This is a genomic window from Streptomyces sp. NBC_01351 (genome assembly GCF_036237315.1).
Classification (GTDB): domain Bacteria; phylum Actinomycetota; class Actinomycetes; order Streptomycetales; family Streptomycetaceae; genus Streptomyces.
In genome coordinates this window covers 171,075-185,860 of record NZ_CP108356.1, presented here as the reverse complement: position 1 = coordinate 185,860, position 14,786 = coordinate 171,075, and the positions used below count along the sequence as shown (strand labels likewise).

Annotated in this window: 12 protein-coding genes, 1 tRNA gene and 1 pseudogene; 7 read left to right on the top strand and 7 right to left on the bottom strand. The window is 67.8% G+C overall.

Going from position 1 to position 14,786, the window contains the following annotated elements:
- Nucleotides 1-411 precede the first annotated feature (411 nt).
- Nucleotides 412-762, bottom strand: a complete 351-nt coding sequence (locus OG625_RS00985; protein WP_329375975.1) for a winged helix-turn-helix transcriptional regulator — start codon at nucleotides 760-762, stop codon at nucleotides 412-414.
- A 48-nt stretch (nucleotides 763-810) separates the two neighbouring features.
- Here OG625_RS00985 and OG625_RS00980 point away from each other — a divergent pair, with 48 nt between their 5' ends.
- Both OG625_RS00980 and OG625_RS00975 read left to right on the top strand, forming a co-directional pair.
- Nucleotides 811-1,698, top strand: a complete 888-nt coding sequence (locus tag OG625_RS00980) for an NAD(P)-dependent oxidoreductase (RefSeq protein ID WP_329375973.1) — start codon at nucleotides 811-813, stop codon at nucleotides 1,696-1,698.
- 51 nt (nucleotides 1,699-1,749) lie between these two features.
- The gene (locus tag OG625_RS00975) at nucleotides 1,750-1,950 is read left to right on the top strand and encodes a hypothetical protein (protein WP_329375971.1); all 201 of its coding nucleotides are present in this window, start codon (nucleotides 1,750-1,752) and stop codon (nucleotides 1,948-1,950) included.
- 84 nt (nucleotides 1,951-2,034) lie between these two features.
- Here the strand turns inward: OG625_RS00975 and OG625_RS00970 are convergent, their stop codons facing one another.
- Complete coding sequence (locus OG625_RS00970; RefSeq protein ID WP_329375969.1) at nucleotides 2,035-2,421, bottom strand: hypothetical protein; 387 nt, start codon at nucleotides 2,419-2,421, stop codon at nucleotides 2,035-2,037.
- Between the two features lie 509 nt (nucleotides 2,422-2,930).
- The gene (locus OG625_RS00965) at nucleotides 2,931-3,560 is read right to left on the bottom strand and encodes a hypothetical protein (RefSeq protein WP_329375967.1); all 630 of its coding nucleotides are present in this window, start codon (nucleotides 3,558-3,560) and stop codon (nucleotides 2,931-2,933) included.
- A 436-nt stretch (nucleotides 3,561-3,996) separates the two neighbouring features.
- Between OG625_RS00965 and OG625_RS00960 the strand changes: the two genes are divergently transcribed.
- Nucleotides 3,997-4,115 (top strand) — tRNA-OTHER (locus OG625_RS00960).
- Between the two features lie 76 nt (nucleotides 4,116-4,191).
- Here the strand turns inward: OG625_RS00960 and OG625_RS41345 are convergent.
- Both OG625_RS41345 and OG625_RS00950 read right to left on the bottom strand, forming a co-directional pair.
- Nucleotides 4,192-4,748, bottom strand: a pseudogene (locus OG625_RS41345) (transposase).
- Nucleotides 4,749-5,073: 325 nt separating this feature from the next.
- Nucleotides 5,074-5,856 (bottom strand): transposase, encoded by a 783-nt coding sequence (locus tag OG625_RS00950; protein ID WP_329375964.1) that lies wholly within the window; start codon nucleotides 5,854-5,856, stop codon nucleotides 5,074-5,076.
- A 409-nt stretch (nucleotides 5,857-6,265) separates the two neighbouring features.
- Here OG625_RS00950 and OG625_RS00945 point away from each other — a divergent pair, with 409 nt between their 5' ends.
- A complete protein-coding gene (locus OG625_RS00945; protein WP_329375962.1) occupies nucleotides 6,266-7,522 on the top strand; it encodes a DUF2716 domain-containing protein in 1,257 nt (418 codons plus the stop codon).
- 151 nt (nucleotides 7,523-7,673) lie between these two features.
- On the opposite strand, the gene OG625_RS00940 is transcribed toward OG625_RS00945, so the two are convergent.
- Nucleotides 7,674-8,243, bottom strand: coding sequence for a hypothetical protein (locus tag OG625_RS00940; protein WP_329375960.1), 570 nt, complete (start codon nucleotides 8,241-8,243; stop codon nucleotides 7,674-7,676).
- A gap of 610 nt (nucleotides 8,244-8,853) precedes the next feature.
- Here OG625_RS00940 and OG625_RS00935 point away from each other — a divergent pair.
- Nucleotides 8,854-9,297 carry a hypothetical protein gene (locus OG625_RS00935; protein ID WP_329375958.1) on the top strand — a complete coding sequence of 148 codons (444 nt, stop codon included), beginning with the start codon at nucleotides 8,854-8,856 and terminating at the stop codon, nucleotides 9,295-9,297.
- A 224-nt stretch (nucleotides 9,298-9,521) separates the two neighbouring features.
- On the opposite strand, the gene OG625_RS00930 is transcribed toward OG625_RS00935, so the two are convergent.
- Entirely contained in the window at nucleotides 9,522-10,652 is a 1,131-nt protein-coding gene (locus tag OG625_RS00930) for a helix-turn-helix transcriptional regulator (protein ID WP_329375956.1), read from the bottom strand.
- Nucleotides 10,653-10,857: 205 nt separating this feature from the next.
- On the opposite strand from OG625_RS00930, the gene OG625_RS00925 reads away from it, so the two are divergent.
- Nucleotides 10,858-12,294, top strand: a complete 1,437-nt coding sequence (locus tag OG625_RS00925) for an FAD/NAD(P)-binding protein (protein WP_329375954.1) — start codon at nucleotides 10,858-10,860, stop codon at nucleotides 12,292-12,294.
- 405 nt (nucleotides 12,295-12,699) lie between these two features.
- A complete protein-coding gene (locus tag OG625_RS00920) occupies nucleotides 12,700-14,208 on the top strand; it encodes a DUF4246 domain-containing protein (RefSeq protein WP_329375951.1) in 1,509 nt (502 codons plus the stop codon).
- The last annotated feature ends 578 nt before the right edge of the window (nucleotides 14,209-14,786 follow it).

Here is a 14,786-nt window from a genome sequence, read left to right as displayed (position 1 = left end):
TCGACAACAGGTCGTTGAGCCAGGCCCGCCTTGCCAAGGAGGTCTGGGACTACGCGCGCTACGACGGCCATCGGGGCTGGGAGGGAGCGCGCGGCACCATCGGCGGCACGTTCGGGCGGCGGCGAGGTTCTGGTCGAAGCCGGCGTCGGCCTTACCCGAGCGTGGGTATCGACAGCACTGCCCTTTGGGCTGACCCTTCCGGGTTTTCTGTGGGGGAGCGGCGGGTGCCGACAGTCATGAAATCCCGTGATCGTCCACAGGCGATGGCCGGGCTCGGCCCGCGCCCCCGCAATGTGGCCTGTAGCAGCCACCTTTTTGTGGGTACTTGGCAGCGGATGGCGCCGGGGGGAATCTGGTTGCGAGCGGTCAGACGGCTGCCGGACCGGGAGGAGATGCGGACGTGCTGTTGCGTCAGGAAGCCGATTGGGCCTCGTTGAGCTTCTCCAGGCGGCGGTGGCCCCAGTCGGAGAGGGGGCTCAACGCTTCGGAGAGCTCGCGACCGAACGCCGTCAGGGAGTACACGGTTTTCAGCGGCAGCACATCGTGCACCTCCCGGTGCACCAGTCCGTCCGTCTCCATCTCACGGAGCGCCTGAGTCAGAACCTTCTCGCTGAGACCCGGCAGCCGTCGCCGCAACTCACCCGGGCGGTGCGGACCGGACTCGAGCAGCCAGAGCAGAGCGGTCTTCCACTTGCCGTCGATCACAGCGATCGCGGCAGTCACCCCGCAGACATCCGGGTCCTGGGCACGACCGCGCGTCATCTTGGCCTCATTTCATTAGCGATTGTCATTATTTCATGAGAGTTGGGCATGTCCATGTACTCAGAACAGTCTGCCGTCACCGTGCTCGGTCTGGGACCGATGGGCCGATCCCTGGCCGGCGCGTTCCTGGACGCGGGCTTGCGGACCACGGTCTGGAATCGGACACCAGGCAGGGACCACGAGCTGGTTGATCGCGGGGCGCTTGGTGCGCGCTCTGTAGAGGAGGCAGTGTCAGCAAGCGCGCTGATTGTTGTCTGCGTGGTGGACTACGACGCGTCCGATGCCATTCTGCGGCCTGAAGGGGTCACTGCTGCGCTTACGGGACGCACAGTCGTCAACTTGACCGCTGACACCCCGGGGCGGGCCCGGGATACAGCAGAGTGGGCGGCCACGCACGGTATCCGATATCTGGACGGTGCGATCATGACACCGACCCCGACCATCGGAACGCCCGCCGCGGTGTTCATCCACAGCGGCCCGGAGGAGCTCTACCGCGAACACCAATCACTGTTGGATGCGCTGGGCGGCACCCACACCCATCTCGGCGCGGAGATCGGTCGGGCGGCGGCATATGACATCGCACTGCTCGACATCTTCTGGACGGCGATGGCGGGCTATGCGCACGCCCTGGCGGTAGCGCGGGCGGAGGGCATCACCGCGCGGGAGCTGGCACCGTTCGCCAAGGGCATCGGCGCGATCCTCCCACCGATCTTCGAAGGGGCCGCGGAGGAAATGGACCGCGGCAGCTTCTCAGGGGAAGGCAACCCGATCACGTCGGCTGTTTCGTCCATGGCGCATATCGTCCACACATCCGAGGCCCATGGCATCGATGCGGGCGTGATGCGTGCGGCTGAGGGCATGGCCCGCCGCGCCATCGGACGGGGCCATGGCGCAGACGGGTTCACCCGCATCGCCGAGGTTCTGGGCCGTCGCTGAGGGCCATCAGAGACTGACAACGCTCACCCGGGGCACGCGGTCCGTCAGCGTGTGGTCGCGTTGGGCCAGCCATCGAGCGGCACGGTGTTCGGCTCGCTCGGGCACAGGTGGGTCCTGGAAGACGCCCTGACGGATGACGGGCTTGTCGAACTCGAAGCGCAGGCAGACGTGCGCTTGCCGGAGGCCTACCGGAGCTTCCTCGCCATCGTCGGCGCCGGCGGCGCGGGTCCCGCACGTGGCCTCTTGGCCTGACGCCGTCTACACACTGAGCGTTGTAGTTGGCCACATGGGTCAACTGGAAGGTTCTGACCCGCTCCTCCAGGCCATGCGAGCAGGTCAGTTGGTGAGGGTGACGCAGGGCAGGCCTACGCTGGTGCCCCCGCGGAAGCCTTCCGCGCAGAGTCGGGTGCCCGCAGGGAAGTGCCGTTGCGGGTATGCCTGGTCGCGGTAGGTGCGGAACTTGGCGACGTCCTCGACCTTGGTGTTGGCGCTCCAGCCGTTGGTGGTCCACACCCGTGCGCTGATGCGGTTCGGCTGGTTGGTGTTGGTGACCGACACCTCGACCCTGCCCAGGTAGGTGCCCGAGTCGTAGGTCTGGATGCAAACCGAGTTGTTGCACCACTTACCGTCGGCCGCTGCGGGCGGGCCTGCGGCAATGACGCAACCGAGAGCGGCAGCCGCCGTTCCGATTCCCGCGGCGATCTTCTTGGTGATGTGGTGCATGGCGAGTGACCTCCAACATTCTTCCTGGCCAAACACGACGAGGCATGGATCCTGTCGACACATGTCTCAGAGCCGGACAGATCGAAGTCATCGGATATGTGAGGCCCTCAGCGGACCAACGTCCGGCAAGATCGTGAGTTACGCAGCTCCACCCCCTTGCCGCGTGGACGGTGCACGGCAGCGGCGCCAGAGCGGTGCTCTTCACCAAGGCGTAGTCATCACGGAAGCGATGTTGTTGGTGATCTTGTGGGGACCCTCTACTGCTGTGCTGCTGTGCGGCGTGCCGTATCTGCAGACGATGGGCGTGCTTTCGTTCCGCCTTCGGCGGGCACCCTGGCCTGTCGGTGCGCCGCGTGACCAGTCGCTGCTGGAACGCGACAGCGGTCGTACCGAAGGTCACCAACAGCATCCGGAGGCGCGGTCAGAACCCCACAGTTGGTTCTGCCCACGCCGACCGCCGTGCTCAGTCGCAACGGGGCGACTGACGCATGCCTGCCCCACGGGCCGCGCTAATCACATGTGTGGAACGTGCAGAAGCGCAGATCGACGACCTCTGGTAGCTGCAGGATCTGCTCCTTGAGCCTGTCCTGGCTCTGCCCTTCTGCGAAGGCGTCGGGTATCCCCACGGTGAGTACGAACTGACCAGTCCTACGCTCATAGACCTCGACCCGCGTGGCGCCGAAGTCTCGCAGCCGTTCCGTGCGCTGATGGAAGTCCCTGTTGAAGTCCCGGTCGCGAACCCGGGTGTTGAAGTCGAGTGTCGCGTTGAACCACGGTGGCGGTTCGTTCTCCGGGTCCGGCGGCTGGAGGTAGAACACTGCCACGACCGTCGCAGCCACGATGGGCGCGGTCACCGCCAGCCATGCGCCTGGGCGGTTGCCGGCCGCCGCGAAGGCGGCGACGAGCAGCAACAGGGCCGCCGGAATGAACAGGAACATGCCGATGCCGGCGCCGATCATCGCCCAGGCCAGCAGGCCCACCCCGACGACGAGACAAGCTCGGGCGAACAACTTCGGCTGGTCTCGCATCATCAGCGGGACTGCGACCGCAGCGGCGCTGATGATGAAGAACGCGGCCAGGTAGGGGCCGATCACCAGCCCGAGGGCCGCCACCATGCCTGCCGCCACGACCGCCGCCAACGCCCACCCCCATTGCCAGGCAGACACCCTCTGGGATTCCCCCACCACAAACCCCTCGCTTGAACGCGTTCAACTGAACGCGTTCAAGATACATGTGGCTCGGGAGGCCTGGCAAGGCGCTCGGCATGGCGGGTCAGTACGCGTACGTCGTGTTCCCTCAGAGCGAGACGGCGACGGCCTTGATCCGGGAGCTCGCACACATGTCCGCCGCTCTCGAAGGCCTCTTGCGCACCGGGCCGGCTGCCAAGCGAACGGCTCGGTTGCCGCTGTCGCGCCGAGTCCAAATTGATGTGACTGTCGTAGTTGGTTCTGACTGCTCTTCCGCTTCTGTGGTCCTGTGGCAGCGGTTGCTGGTGTCCCAGATAGGGACTCGTCGGCAGGGGACGAGGGCTCTACCCTGAGTCGGAGCGGGAGTGCGCGCATTCCCGCAGGTTGCGGTGCCGTGGCAGAGCGGTCCATTGCGATCGACGCGGGCGAGGTCCCTCTCACGTCGACTGACGGAAACGGGGCGGGCCTGCTCCTATCTGTCCGCGGGTTCAAATCCCGTCGGCACTGCAACCGACCTGGACTTGGTCCAGCACACGGAATTGTCACGTCGGGCTCGGTCCACAGAAGTGATGCTGTTGGCGATCTAGGTCGACAGGTCGCGGCAGAGTTGCTGGAAGCGGCTCCTCGGCCGCGCTTTGCGGGGCGGTGCTATGCCCGGTGAGAGGTATCCGCTGAGTCGGATGATGTTTGTTCCGGCTGCCGTCAGCACGTGTTGGACATGGGTTCTGGCCATGCCGCGGTAGCGGCAGTTCCGCAGGCCGTGGGCGTGAACAGTTTCGGAGACGGTGGCCTCGCAGCCTGCGCGGATCGCGTATCTCCGGCGCCACTCGGATGTCTTCTGGGCGCCCTGCTCTGTGTCTGGATCTCCTGGAGAGGTTGTGGCATCAGGAAGACGTGCCGGCCCTTGCCTTCGACGTTGCCAGTGCATTTGAGCCGGTCGGCGCATTCGCGGCAGGCTTTGAGTGGGAAGAGGACGGAGAGACGGGGGTGGCCGTCGCCGAGAGTGGGCTTCCATGGCGGACTCGGCACGCCGTTCGGGCAGGTCAGGGGGCGGGCTTGCCAGTCGATGTGGAAGTCCTGTTTGGCGAAGCCGGGCCGTTGGCCGCCCTGCGGGTCATCACGGACTGGGCCGAAGAGCATGATGTCCCACTGCCGGGCGGCGTGGTGGATGCTGTCCGGCGAGATGTAGCCACTGTCGACAAAGTGTTCGGTCGGCTGGAACCCCTGCATGGTCAGTCCCCAGTGGATCCGGTCGAGGGCATCGATGTCCTGCTCAGGCGCCGGCCGGGTGGTGACCTGGACGATCACATTCGGGCCCGTCTCGTCGCAGGTCTCGGTCTGGTGGTCGCGGTAGCCGATCCAGCCCTGCTGTCCGGCGGCGGTCACTTTCTGGCTGTATCGGGCCTCGGGATCATGTGGGGTTACGATCTCCATGCCCGACCACGGCACTCGCGCCGAAGCGGGATCAGGTCGGCCGTCCGCCGATGCCCGTGTTGCGGCGTTCGGTCGTCCTGCGGCTCGCCCGGTCCCGGCTGGATTTCGGCCCCCGCCAGCGCAGTTGACCGTCCTCGTCGAGCCAGTACTGCTGGACCCAGACCTGCCGCAGGATCTCAACAGCGGGTAGTTTCCGCAGTCCGGGTGGGGCCTCGGAGTCGTAAACGGCTTGCAGGATGTGCATGCCGTCCTCGCCAACCCGAAGCACATAGGCGATCAAGGCATCGCCTCCGCGGGGAAGCCGGTCATAGCGGACCGGGCGGCCGTAGCGGGCACCCCAGTCCGCAGTGACGAGCCCGGCCAGCCATTCCTGGCCGTTCACCACGAGCTCTTCCAGAGCCATTCTCAGGGTCTCGGCGACCAGCTCACCCCGGTTCAGCCGGCGTACTGCCGCCAACACGTGGGTCGAGTCGCTGCGGACCCTGCCGCGGCGCTTGACCAGGCCCGCAGCCGCAAGACGTTCGACCATCACAGCCAGCAGCCGGTCCGCGCGGTCCCCTTCGGCCAGCCGGTCACGGAACTCGCTCAGCACCGAGAAGTCGAAGCCCGCATCATCGAGCTCCAGGCCCAGGCAGTACTTCCAGTCCAGACGGCACCGGACGGCGTCCGCCGCCTGCCGGTCAGTCAGATTCTCCGTATATTGCAGTACCGACACCAGTGCGAGCCGGGCCGGCGACAGACCCGGGCGCCCATCCGCCGGATACCAGGCGGCAAAGCCCTCGTCGACGAACAGCTCGTCCAGACGGTCACGCATCCACATCACTGCGGAGCCCCGCGGATTGCTCGCACCGGCCATCTTTACCGTCAGCGGCGGAACCACCCGACCCGAACCACACCCCATTGCCATTCCGGCCCCCTCCGACCGGCAGAACTACCCCGCTCGACAACAGCAGCACGTCGACAGTCACCACGAACAGCATGTCAGCGTGCTTTCACTCCACCGAGCGAAGATCACCAACAGCATCCGGAAGCGAGGTCAGAACCTTCTAGTTGGCCTTTTGGCGCGCTACTTGGCCCGTCTGAAATGTTCTGGGTGGCCCCTGCCGCCGTCCGGGCACCCCTGACCTGCGTGTATCCATACATGGATGGTCGGGAAACTGCCCAGAGGCGTGTACCAGCGTCCAGTCGGAGGGACGCCTTCGAGCCCGTCTAGGCTCCCGCGCATGGACATGGGTGAGCGGTGGGCGGAATACGACGGGTTGCGGGGGCGGGTCCCCTCGTGGCATCCGGTCGGGGTGGTGGTCGAGGCCGATGGTCCGGTCGTGCGCCGGCATTACGGGACGCACGGCACGGTCGAGCACGCCCCCCTCGCGCCCGGGACCGACATCGCCGGGCTGGTGCGCCGCCAGCAGGAGGCTTTCGCGGAGTGTGGCGGGCTGGTGGAGTGGAAGGTTTACGGGCACGATGCGCCGGACCTGGGCCCGGCGCTGACGGCGGCGGGGTTCACCCCGGGCTGGGAGCGTTCCGTGCTGATCGCGGAGGAGCTGCCGGGCGAGAAGCCCGACGTCGTGGCGGAGTCCCGGAGCGAAATCCGCAGCCTGTACGCGGTACGGGAGCAGGCCGAACGGGCCTGGGGGATCGCCGTCGGTTCCCCCGGCCCGCACGCGGTGCCCTACGAGGAGATGATCGCGGACGGCGCCTCGGAGGACGGCGACGTCTACATCGACGTCCTCCTGCAGCACGGCGAGGTTACCGCTGTGGGCTGGGTCTACGCCGACCTGACCCGTCCCTTCAAAATCGTCGGTGGGCTGAGCGGCGACGACGCAGACTTCGTCAAGGACTGCACCACCCATTGGCGCACGCAGAGCTCGCGTCCCCTCCTCGCCGAGGCCGCAGGTCCCCTGCGCGAGCGGCTTCTGAAGGCCGGCTTCACCGAGGCCGCCACCGTCCGGTCCTACCACTGGCGCCCGGCCGGCACCCCCGAGACCACCCGCCCCGCGCAGTTCCTCGACTGGCTCCACGACAACGGTCCACTGTGGGACCGCGTCTACGCGGACTTCGACTTCAAGCCGAGCACCACCTCCTTCCCCGCGATCACACCTCCGGTACCCTCCGCCGTCTGGCACTTGCACTCCCACCGCCGGCCCGTCCCCCGCATCCCCGAACAGATCGACGCGATCGTCCAGCGCGGACTGCTTACCGCCACCGAGTCCGGGGAGTTCGTCTACTGGCTCGACTGGCAGCACGACGGCTACCGCTACGACCCCCGCCGCACCGACGTCCCTGGACGGCCGCCCCGACCCGGCGAGGGCACCTACCCCAATGGCGACTACTACCTCCACCTCACCGACGACCTCCGCCTGGGCACCTTCGGCCACCCCTGGGAACAGACACTGACCGTGTGGGGGCCCGCGCTGCTCGCCGCCGTCGAGGCGGAACTGACCTGCCTGCTCGGAGAGCCGGTCAGGCGCCGCGGCTGAAGGAGGACCGGATCCGCGTCCTGTCTTGAGGTCGGGAACTCGAACGCCACACAGGTTGGCGCGAACGTCCTCTCGTCCCTGATCCCTGACCGGAGGCCTTACGAGGTCGTGCCACAGCCGGTCACGGCGTCGCCCTGACGATGGGCCCGTTTTACGATCCGTCCAGGACTTCCTGCACCTGGCGGTGACCGGCTTCATCGCGAGACCAGACACGGGTCAGGCGGCGCGGGTTCTCGCGATCCCAGGTGTCGTAGTCCATGACGGCAACGTTGTCCGACAGCTGCCACCGCGAGGAACTCCATGAGGCTTCAGGCACTTCCACCAGGCCGTCGAGGAGTGTGATGGCCGAAGCGGCAAGACTGCCCACAGTCCATGGCTTCCACGCGGCGACGGTGTCGGTGAGGGCATGTGATTCGATCAGATGCGGGATCGACGGCGCGATGCGGAGATAGGGGCTGCCGCCGTCGACGTCGGTGCCCACACTGCCGTCGGTGTGGATCAAGTCCCGGCATGGCTTCGACACCCGCTCGCCGGTCCATTCGAAGTACCAGCCCCCTCTGTCGGGGTCCTGCCACGCTTGAGTCTTCACACCGAGGTGGTCGTACTCCCACCCGCGGGCAGTCTCGTACCGGTCCCCGTTCACGACCCAGCTATGCCGAACCTCGTAGCGCATACCTCCGAACTTCTGCCCGAACCCCTCGCATCGGATGATGAGATCCATCGGGGCGGGGACGAGCTTCCCGGCATGGTCAAGTACTTGCCAGAGCTCTATCGGTAGCCCGAACCGAGCGGGGCACTCCCGACGGCCCGTGCGACGCAGGAGGGCTTGCGCGCGCCCCGAGAGCTGGGATGGGTCTTCCAGGATGTGCATCCTGAACTTCATTTCCAAAGGAAAGTGCGACTGTCGGACAGCCACGTTACCGGGCACCAGGTCCGGTCCCGCGGCGACAGCGCAACGTGAGGAAGGCTCCTTCATGACCCCCAAGCTCAGTGCATCCCATCATGTTGCTCCCGTAGCGCTCGCGTCCCGCGCGGCGGTACGCCGGTGGATGGCCGGGAGCATCGCTGCCGGCCCGGTGTTCGTCGCGGCCGGTGTAGCGCAGGGCGCCGCCCATGACGGCTTCGATTCGCAACCGGAACGCGCTCGGCCGGCTTGCGCTCGGCGAGGCGGACTGGGTTGAGACGGTGAACGGCGGATCGCCGCACCCGGGCCCCTCGTGGAGCGCCGTATCTGGCTGGACTGGCCAGGTACCGGTCCTGATCGGCGTCTCCGGTGCCTCGTTCTGGGCGCTGCGGCCTTCCCGGGCCGACGCGCGCAGGTTGCTGAGCCCATGACTGAAACGCCATCCACCATGCAGATGGTCACCTTTGCGGCCTGGCGTGACGACGCCCTTCACCCCGGCCGCCCGGCTGATCGCCGCTACGTCAGCCTGGCTGAGCTTCTGGTCCGACTGGGGAGTCACGGACTCGGGCTGACATGGAAGGCTCGGATGTTCGACGATCAGCCACACCCGGCGTTCGCTCGGATGATGAAGGCTTCAGCAGGCACCGGAATCCCCACTCTTCAGTTGCTGGCCATGGACGCGCCCTACTTGCAAGCGGTCGATGGAGACTTCGAGGGCTATGCGGGCAACGAACTCGTACTGACCCTGAGAGAGTTCGACAGTTCCAGCTGGGATGTCCGCACAGCCGACGCGTGGGTGCTGAGTGAGCTCCAACGGCACTACCCGGACGCCAGGCCAATGACCTCGGACGAATGGGACTCCACGAACTGATTCTCTGAGGACGGAGCCACGTAGCCAGTGGCCCCGTCTGCCGGCTATGCATGAACTCTTCGCGCTCACGGTGTCGTCGCACAGGAAGCAACCATCAGAACCCAGACACCGCCACAGCCAGTGCACAACAAGAGTGTCGCCGTCAGCCCACTTCATCACCACGCAGCGTGTCGTCTAACACCCGGGGCAACACTCCACCAGACCGCCCCGCCCCACCGCAGCCGCTAGACGATCCGGGCCCGGGCAGGCGGTTGCCCGGGGCGCCGGACCCGTGTCGGTTCCGGCAGCGCGGGCCAGTAGTGGTCGGTGAACAGGCGGGCGACCAGTGCGCCCCGGCTTGAGACGTCGGCCTTGGTGAAGATCGTTTTGAGGTGGTCGCGGACGGTGTGCGGCGAGATGAACAGCGCCGTGGCGATCTCGGCGGTGGTCATCCCGCGCGCGGTGAGCTGGGTGATCTGGAGTTCCCGCGGGGTCAGGCCGTATGCCTCGGCGACCAGGACCGCCAGGTCGGCAGGCGTCGCGGGCTCGATGACGAGGGCCACCGGGCCGGGCCTGCCGTCAGGTCCGGTGAGGCACGAGGCGTGGCAGGTCAGCCAGCGGCCTTCGGTGGTCCGGATGCGCACGCGGGCGCTGCCGCGGTCCTGGCCGTCGGCGATGGCGCGCGCCTGGAGCGCCGTGCCGATCACCCAGATCGGCAGCTTCAGCCCCAGTGGTGTGGGGAACGATGGTCCCTTCGGCAGCCGTGCGAGGTGGTGCCGCGCCTCGTCGTTGGCCGACATGGCTTCGCCGGATTCGTCGAAGAGGATCAGGCCGGGCGCCGGGGAATCCGTGCCGCGCGCGGACGAGGGCGGCCGGGCGAACGTCCGTAGCCGCTCGGCCAGTGGGCGGGACAGGTCGGCCAGCAGCGCGGTCTCCTGCGGGCGGAAAGCGTCGGCGGTGCGGAACAGGCTTACCAGGGCCCACGGCCGGTCGCCGATCCGGAGCACGGCGCGTAGCTCGTCGTGCACGCCTTGGTCCCGCAGCAGGCGCCGGAACCGGGTGCTGCGGGCGGGCAGGTCGCCGGTGGCCGCGCGCAGCCCGGCCGCCGGTACGGCGGCGCGGGCCAGGTCGCGGAACGGCAGGACGTTCTCCTCCAGCAGTTCGCTTTGCCAGTAGGTGGCGCAGCCCTCGCCGGAGCCCAGGTTCTCCACCAGCATCGGTGCGGTGATCAGGCCGGTCTCCGGGTCGGTGGCGGTCCACACGGCGGAGTGGAACGGCACCAGCCGCCGCAGCCGGGCCGAGACGCGGCTGAACAATTCCAGGGCGTCGGCCGCCTGTTCGGCGGCCGCGAGCACCTGTCGGCGTTGATCGGTCATGCATGTCCCCTCGACTGATCGGCCCGCCCGTCGCCTGCCCAGGTCCCTTGCGCCTTCCAGTCCCTCAGCCTGCCTTGTCACCCACACGGCACGGAACCCCTCATTTGAGGGGGCCATTGCCCGCCGATCTCCCGGAAGCGGGGGATGGGGCGCCCCGGCAGGGGCGGGCAGGGTCGGTGGCACACGAGCATCGGAGAGGGAGATCATGGACATCGCGATCATCGGGGGAGGTGCGGCGGCCGTCGGCCTGTTGGACGCGCTTGCCGCCACCGAGGGCAACGCCGCCGTGGGCGGGACCGGCACCATCACAGTCTTCGAGCCGTCGCCGCACCTGTGGCGGGGGCGACCGTACGGGCCGGACCTGGACGCGGTGCTGGTCAACACGCCACCCGCGCTCATGTCGGTCCGGGGCGGTGACTTCGGCCACTTCGCGGCCTGGCTGGGGGAATGCGGCGCCGACCACATGGACCCGCTCCTCGGCCAACCGCTGGTCCCGCGCTCTCTCTACGGCGAGTACCTGGTCCACTCCGCGGAGAAGGCCGTGGCGGCCCTGGGCGAACAGGGTTGGCCGGTGCGCGTCGTGGCCGCGCGGGTGACGGACGCCGTCGTCCGCTCCGGCACGCGCCTGGTCCTGCACACGGACGACGGGCAGGAGTACGAGGCCGACCGCGTGGCGCTGTGCATCGGTGGGGGAACACCCCCTGATCTGTACGGACTTACCGGTGAGGCGGGCTTTACGGCCGATCCCTATCCGCTCGCCGACACGCTCGATCACATTGCTGCCGGCGACGATGTGGCGATCATAGGCAGCGGCCTGACCGCCGTCGACGTCGTCGTGGCGCTCGCCGCGCACCGGTATCCGGGACGGATCACGCTCCTGTCGCGCAGCGGGGTGCTCCCGCACGTCTGGCAGCGTCCGGACGGCCGGCGCCCGACACACGTGACCGTCGAGCGGGTGGCAGGGCTGCACAGAGCCCGGGGGCACCTCGCGCTCGACGACCTCGTCGGCCTGCTGCGGGAGGAACTGGCCGACGCGGGAGAGGACTTCGACGAAGTCGTGGCCCGACTCCGCAGCACTCCGACGGACAACCCCGTCCAACGTCTCCGGCAGCAGATCGCCGCAGTCGACGACCCTCGGATCGGGCGCCGCGTGGTGCAGGAGACGGTACACACCGTCGGTCCTTATGCCTGGCGCCTGTTGCGCGAACCCGACCGCGCACGGCTGAGGCGCCACCTCCGCACGGCCACGAGCGTCGCCTCGCCCATGGTCCCGGTGAACGCGTGCGTCCTGATGCAGCTCTTGGACTCCGGTCAGCTCACCGTCTCTTCCGGCGTCGATGCGATCGAGCCGGTGAACGGGCGGTTCCGGGTGCGGGATGCCGACGGCCAACGCACCGCGCATGTCGTCGTCAACGCCGTGAACCCGCCCGCGCAAGCGGTCCCGGGCGCGGCCCGGCACCTGGTCAGATCGCTGACGCGCGCCGGTCTGGCCACCCTCCACCCGTCCGGCGGGGTGCTCCCCGCCGACCCGCGCGTGCATGTGGTCGGCGACCTGGCCGGCGGCGGCTCGTTCATCACATCGAGCATCGCGGGCGTCGCCGCGCAGGCGTCCCGCACCGCCGCGGCGCTCCGGGCACCCTGACAATCACCCGCCGGATGAGCCCTGTAGACGAGGGGAGTGGCCGCGGCGGTGCACCGGGGCGCTGCCCTCGTCCTGGACAGTCTGACACTGTCCGAGACTCAGGCCCACGCGGGCTGCTCACTCCATCTGCGCTGGATTCGGACTGGTCGGCTCTCTGAACTGCGGAGCTCCGGGGATTTGAGGTGGTTGCGCAGGTGCTTGCCGGCTGCTGCCTGCGCGGTCCACGCTGGTCTCACCGGCGACAGGGCCTGACCCGCGCGGTCCCGGGGCCGGACATCCCACGGTGTCCGGCCTCCGGGCGGGAGCGACCGCGATGGTCGTCCCAGCTCGGGGGCCGCGGCTGTGGTGTCAGTGGGCCGGGCTATTCTTCCGGGCACCGCAAACCGATCGTGAGGACCACCAGAAGTGACCGGCCTGTCCGCCTTTCCGCTGCCTTTCCAGACCTCCCGTTCCCCGGCGTTCGCGACGCCCCGGACGCTGCGGGAGCTGCAGATGATGCAGTGCAGCTCGCACCTGCGAGCCAAGCCCGTGTGGTTCGACAAGATGAACGACGCCGAAATCGTTGCCAGGTGGACGCAGGAAGCGGTGGCGCAAGGCCTGACCGAAGCGCAAGTGCGCTACGTTCTCGCTGAGCTGGGGCACTACGCCGGGTTGCGGGACGCGCGCACCGGCATCGAGGTGTCCGCGGTCGACGGGGTCTGGCAGTCGGACACCCTCGTCGATGAGCAGCTCAGGTCCCGGTTGCGTGAGGCGGTCCGGGTCCTGGAAGAGGTCCCCGAAGCGGAGCGGGACTGGCATCCCGGATCCGACGGCCAGGTGTTGGATCTCGTGCACCCCTCACTGTTCTGTCTGGTGAGGGAGGTGAGCGGAGGGCCCGAGCGGGCCTGGCAGAACCCGACGAACCACTACTCGAAGTACGAGTTCTCGGAGAGGTTCCAGTGGCTGCCCACGGACGTCGATGTCAGTGACGACGGGGCCGTCACCTTCCGCTCGTACGTCAATAACGTCCACCCCGAGGCGCATCGTGCACTGGCGTCCGTCCTGCCGGACGTGTTCGCGCGCCTGCGCCCGCTGTTCGAGAAGGTGCTCACCGATCTGAGACACCCGCGGCCCCTGCGGATACAGGCAGATCCCTACGGCTGGTACGACTCGGAACCGGAGTATCCGCGCGAGTCGTCCTACAGTGACAAGGCGACCTACATGGATGCCCGTGCGGCCTGGGAAGAGGCCTATGAGGCCTGGTGGGAGAACCGCAGCCCGATCGTCCCGGACGCCCCGGCCTTCAGCCCGCTTGCACTGCCCGACGCCTCCGCCCGGGTCGACCTGCGCGGCCGCCGGCTCCAGGTCATCGTCAAGCTCGCCACCGTCCACCTCACCCCGGACAAGCCCGAATACCCCGGCGGTTCCTGGCACGTCGAGGGCATGCTGAACGAGCGGATCGTCTCGACCGGCATCTACTACTGGGACAGCGAGAACATCACCGAGAGTCGGCTGGGATTCCGGACCGCACTCGACGACCCGGACTATGAACAGAACGACGACGCCGGGATGCGCGAGGTCTACGGCCTTGAGGACGAAGACGCGCTGAACCAGGTGCTGGGCTCGGTACCGACCCCGTCGGGCCGCTGCCTGGCGTTTCCCAACGTCCTGCAGCACCGCGTGGACGCGTTCCGCCTCGCGGACCCCACCCGCCCGGGACACCGCAAGATCCTCGCGTTCTTCCTGGTCGACCCGGCGGAGCAGATCGTCTCGACCTCGGATGTACCGCCGCAGCAGCCCTGGTCCGACACATCGACCATGACGCTCGAGCAGGCCCAGACGTACCGCGAGGAACTCATGAAGGAAAGGAAGTTCTTCGTCGACGAACACAACGAGCAGCTTTACGAGCGGGAGTTCTCCCTCTGCGAGCACTGAACCGCGGGTGTGGGGGACCCGACCAGGTGTGGTTGGGCAGGACGGTTGGGCATTGCGCAGTTTCACTGGTCCGCGACACCGACATGTCGCTGGTCAGTGAAACTGAGCAGTCGTCATGCTCCTGATCTGGGGTTGTGCAGGTTGGCGGCTGTGTTGGCTCACTGAGCCTGCGCAGAGTCCGAAGTGGGCTAGACGTCTGACCTGCGGACTTCCTGGCTTGGGGTCTGGTTTGGCGGGGTTCGGAGCGCGTTTGGCACTCCGGGGACTGGCCCGGGTTCCCAGTCCATGTTCGACAGCAGGTCGGCGACCAGGTCCGGCAGTTCTGCCTCGTCGTCATCACCCGCGATCTCACGAACAAGCGCTGGTTCCCGGCTGGGTGATCCTCCGTGGGCGGGGCATGGGTACAGGGCCTCTGGCGCATCTCGGGGGTGTCGAAGCCGGAGAGGTCCTGTTGTCGCAGTTGTACGTACTCGCGCGGCCGAAGTCCGACTCGCCTTCCCGATCGCGTGATTGCCTCGCACGCTTGTACGGGAACGCGGGCGACTGGTCTGGGCGGGTGCGGTCCCACCCCTGCGGCC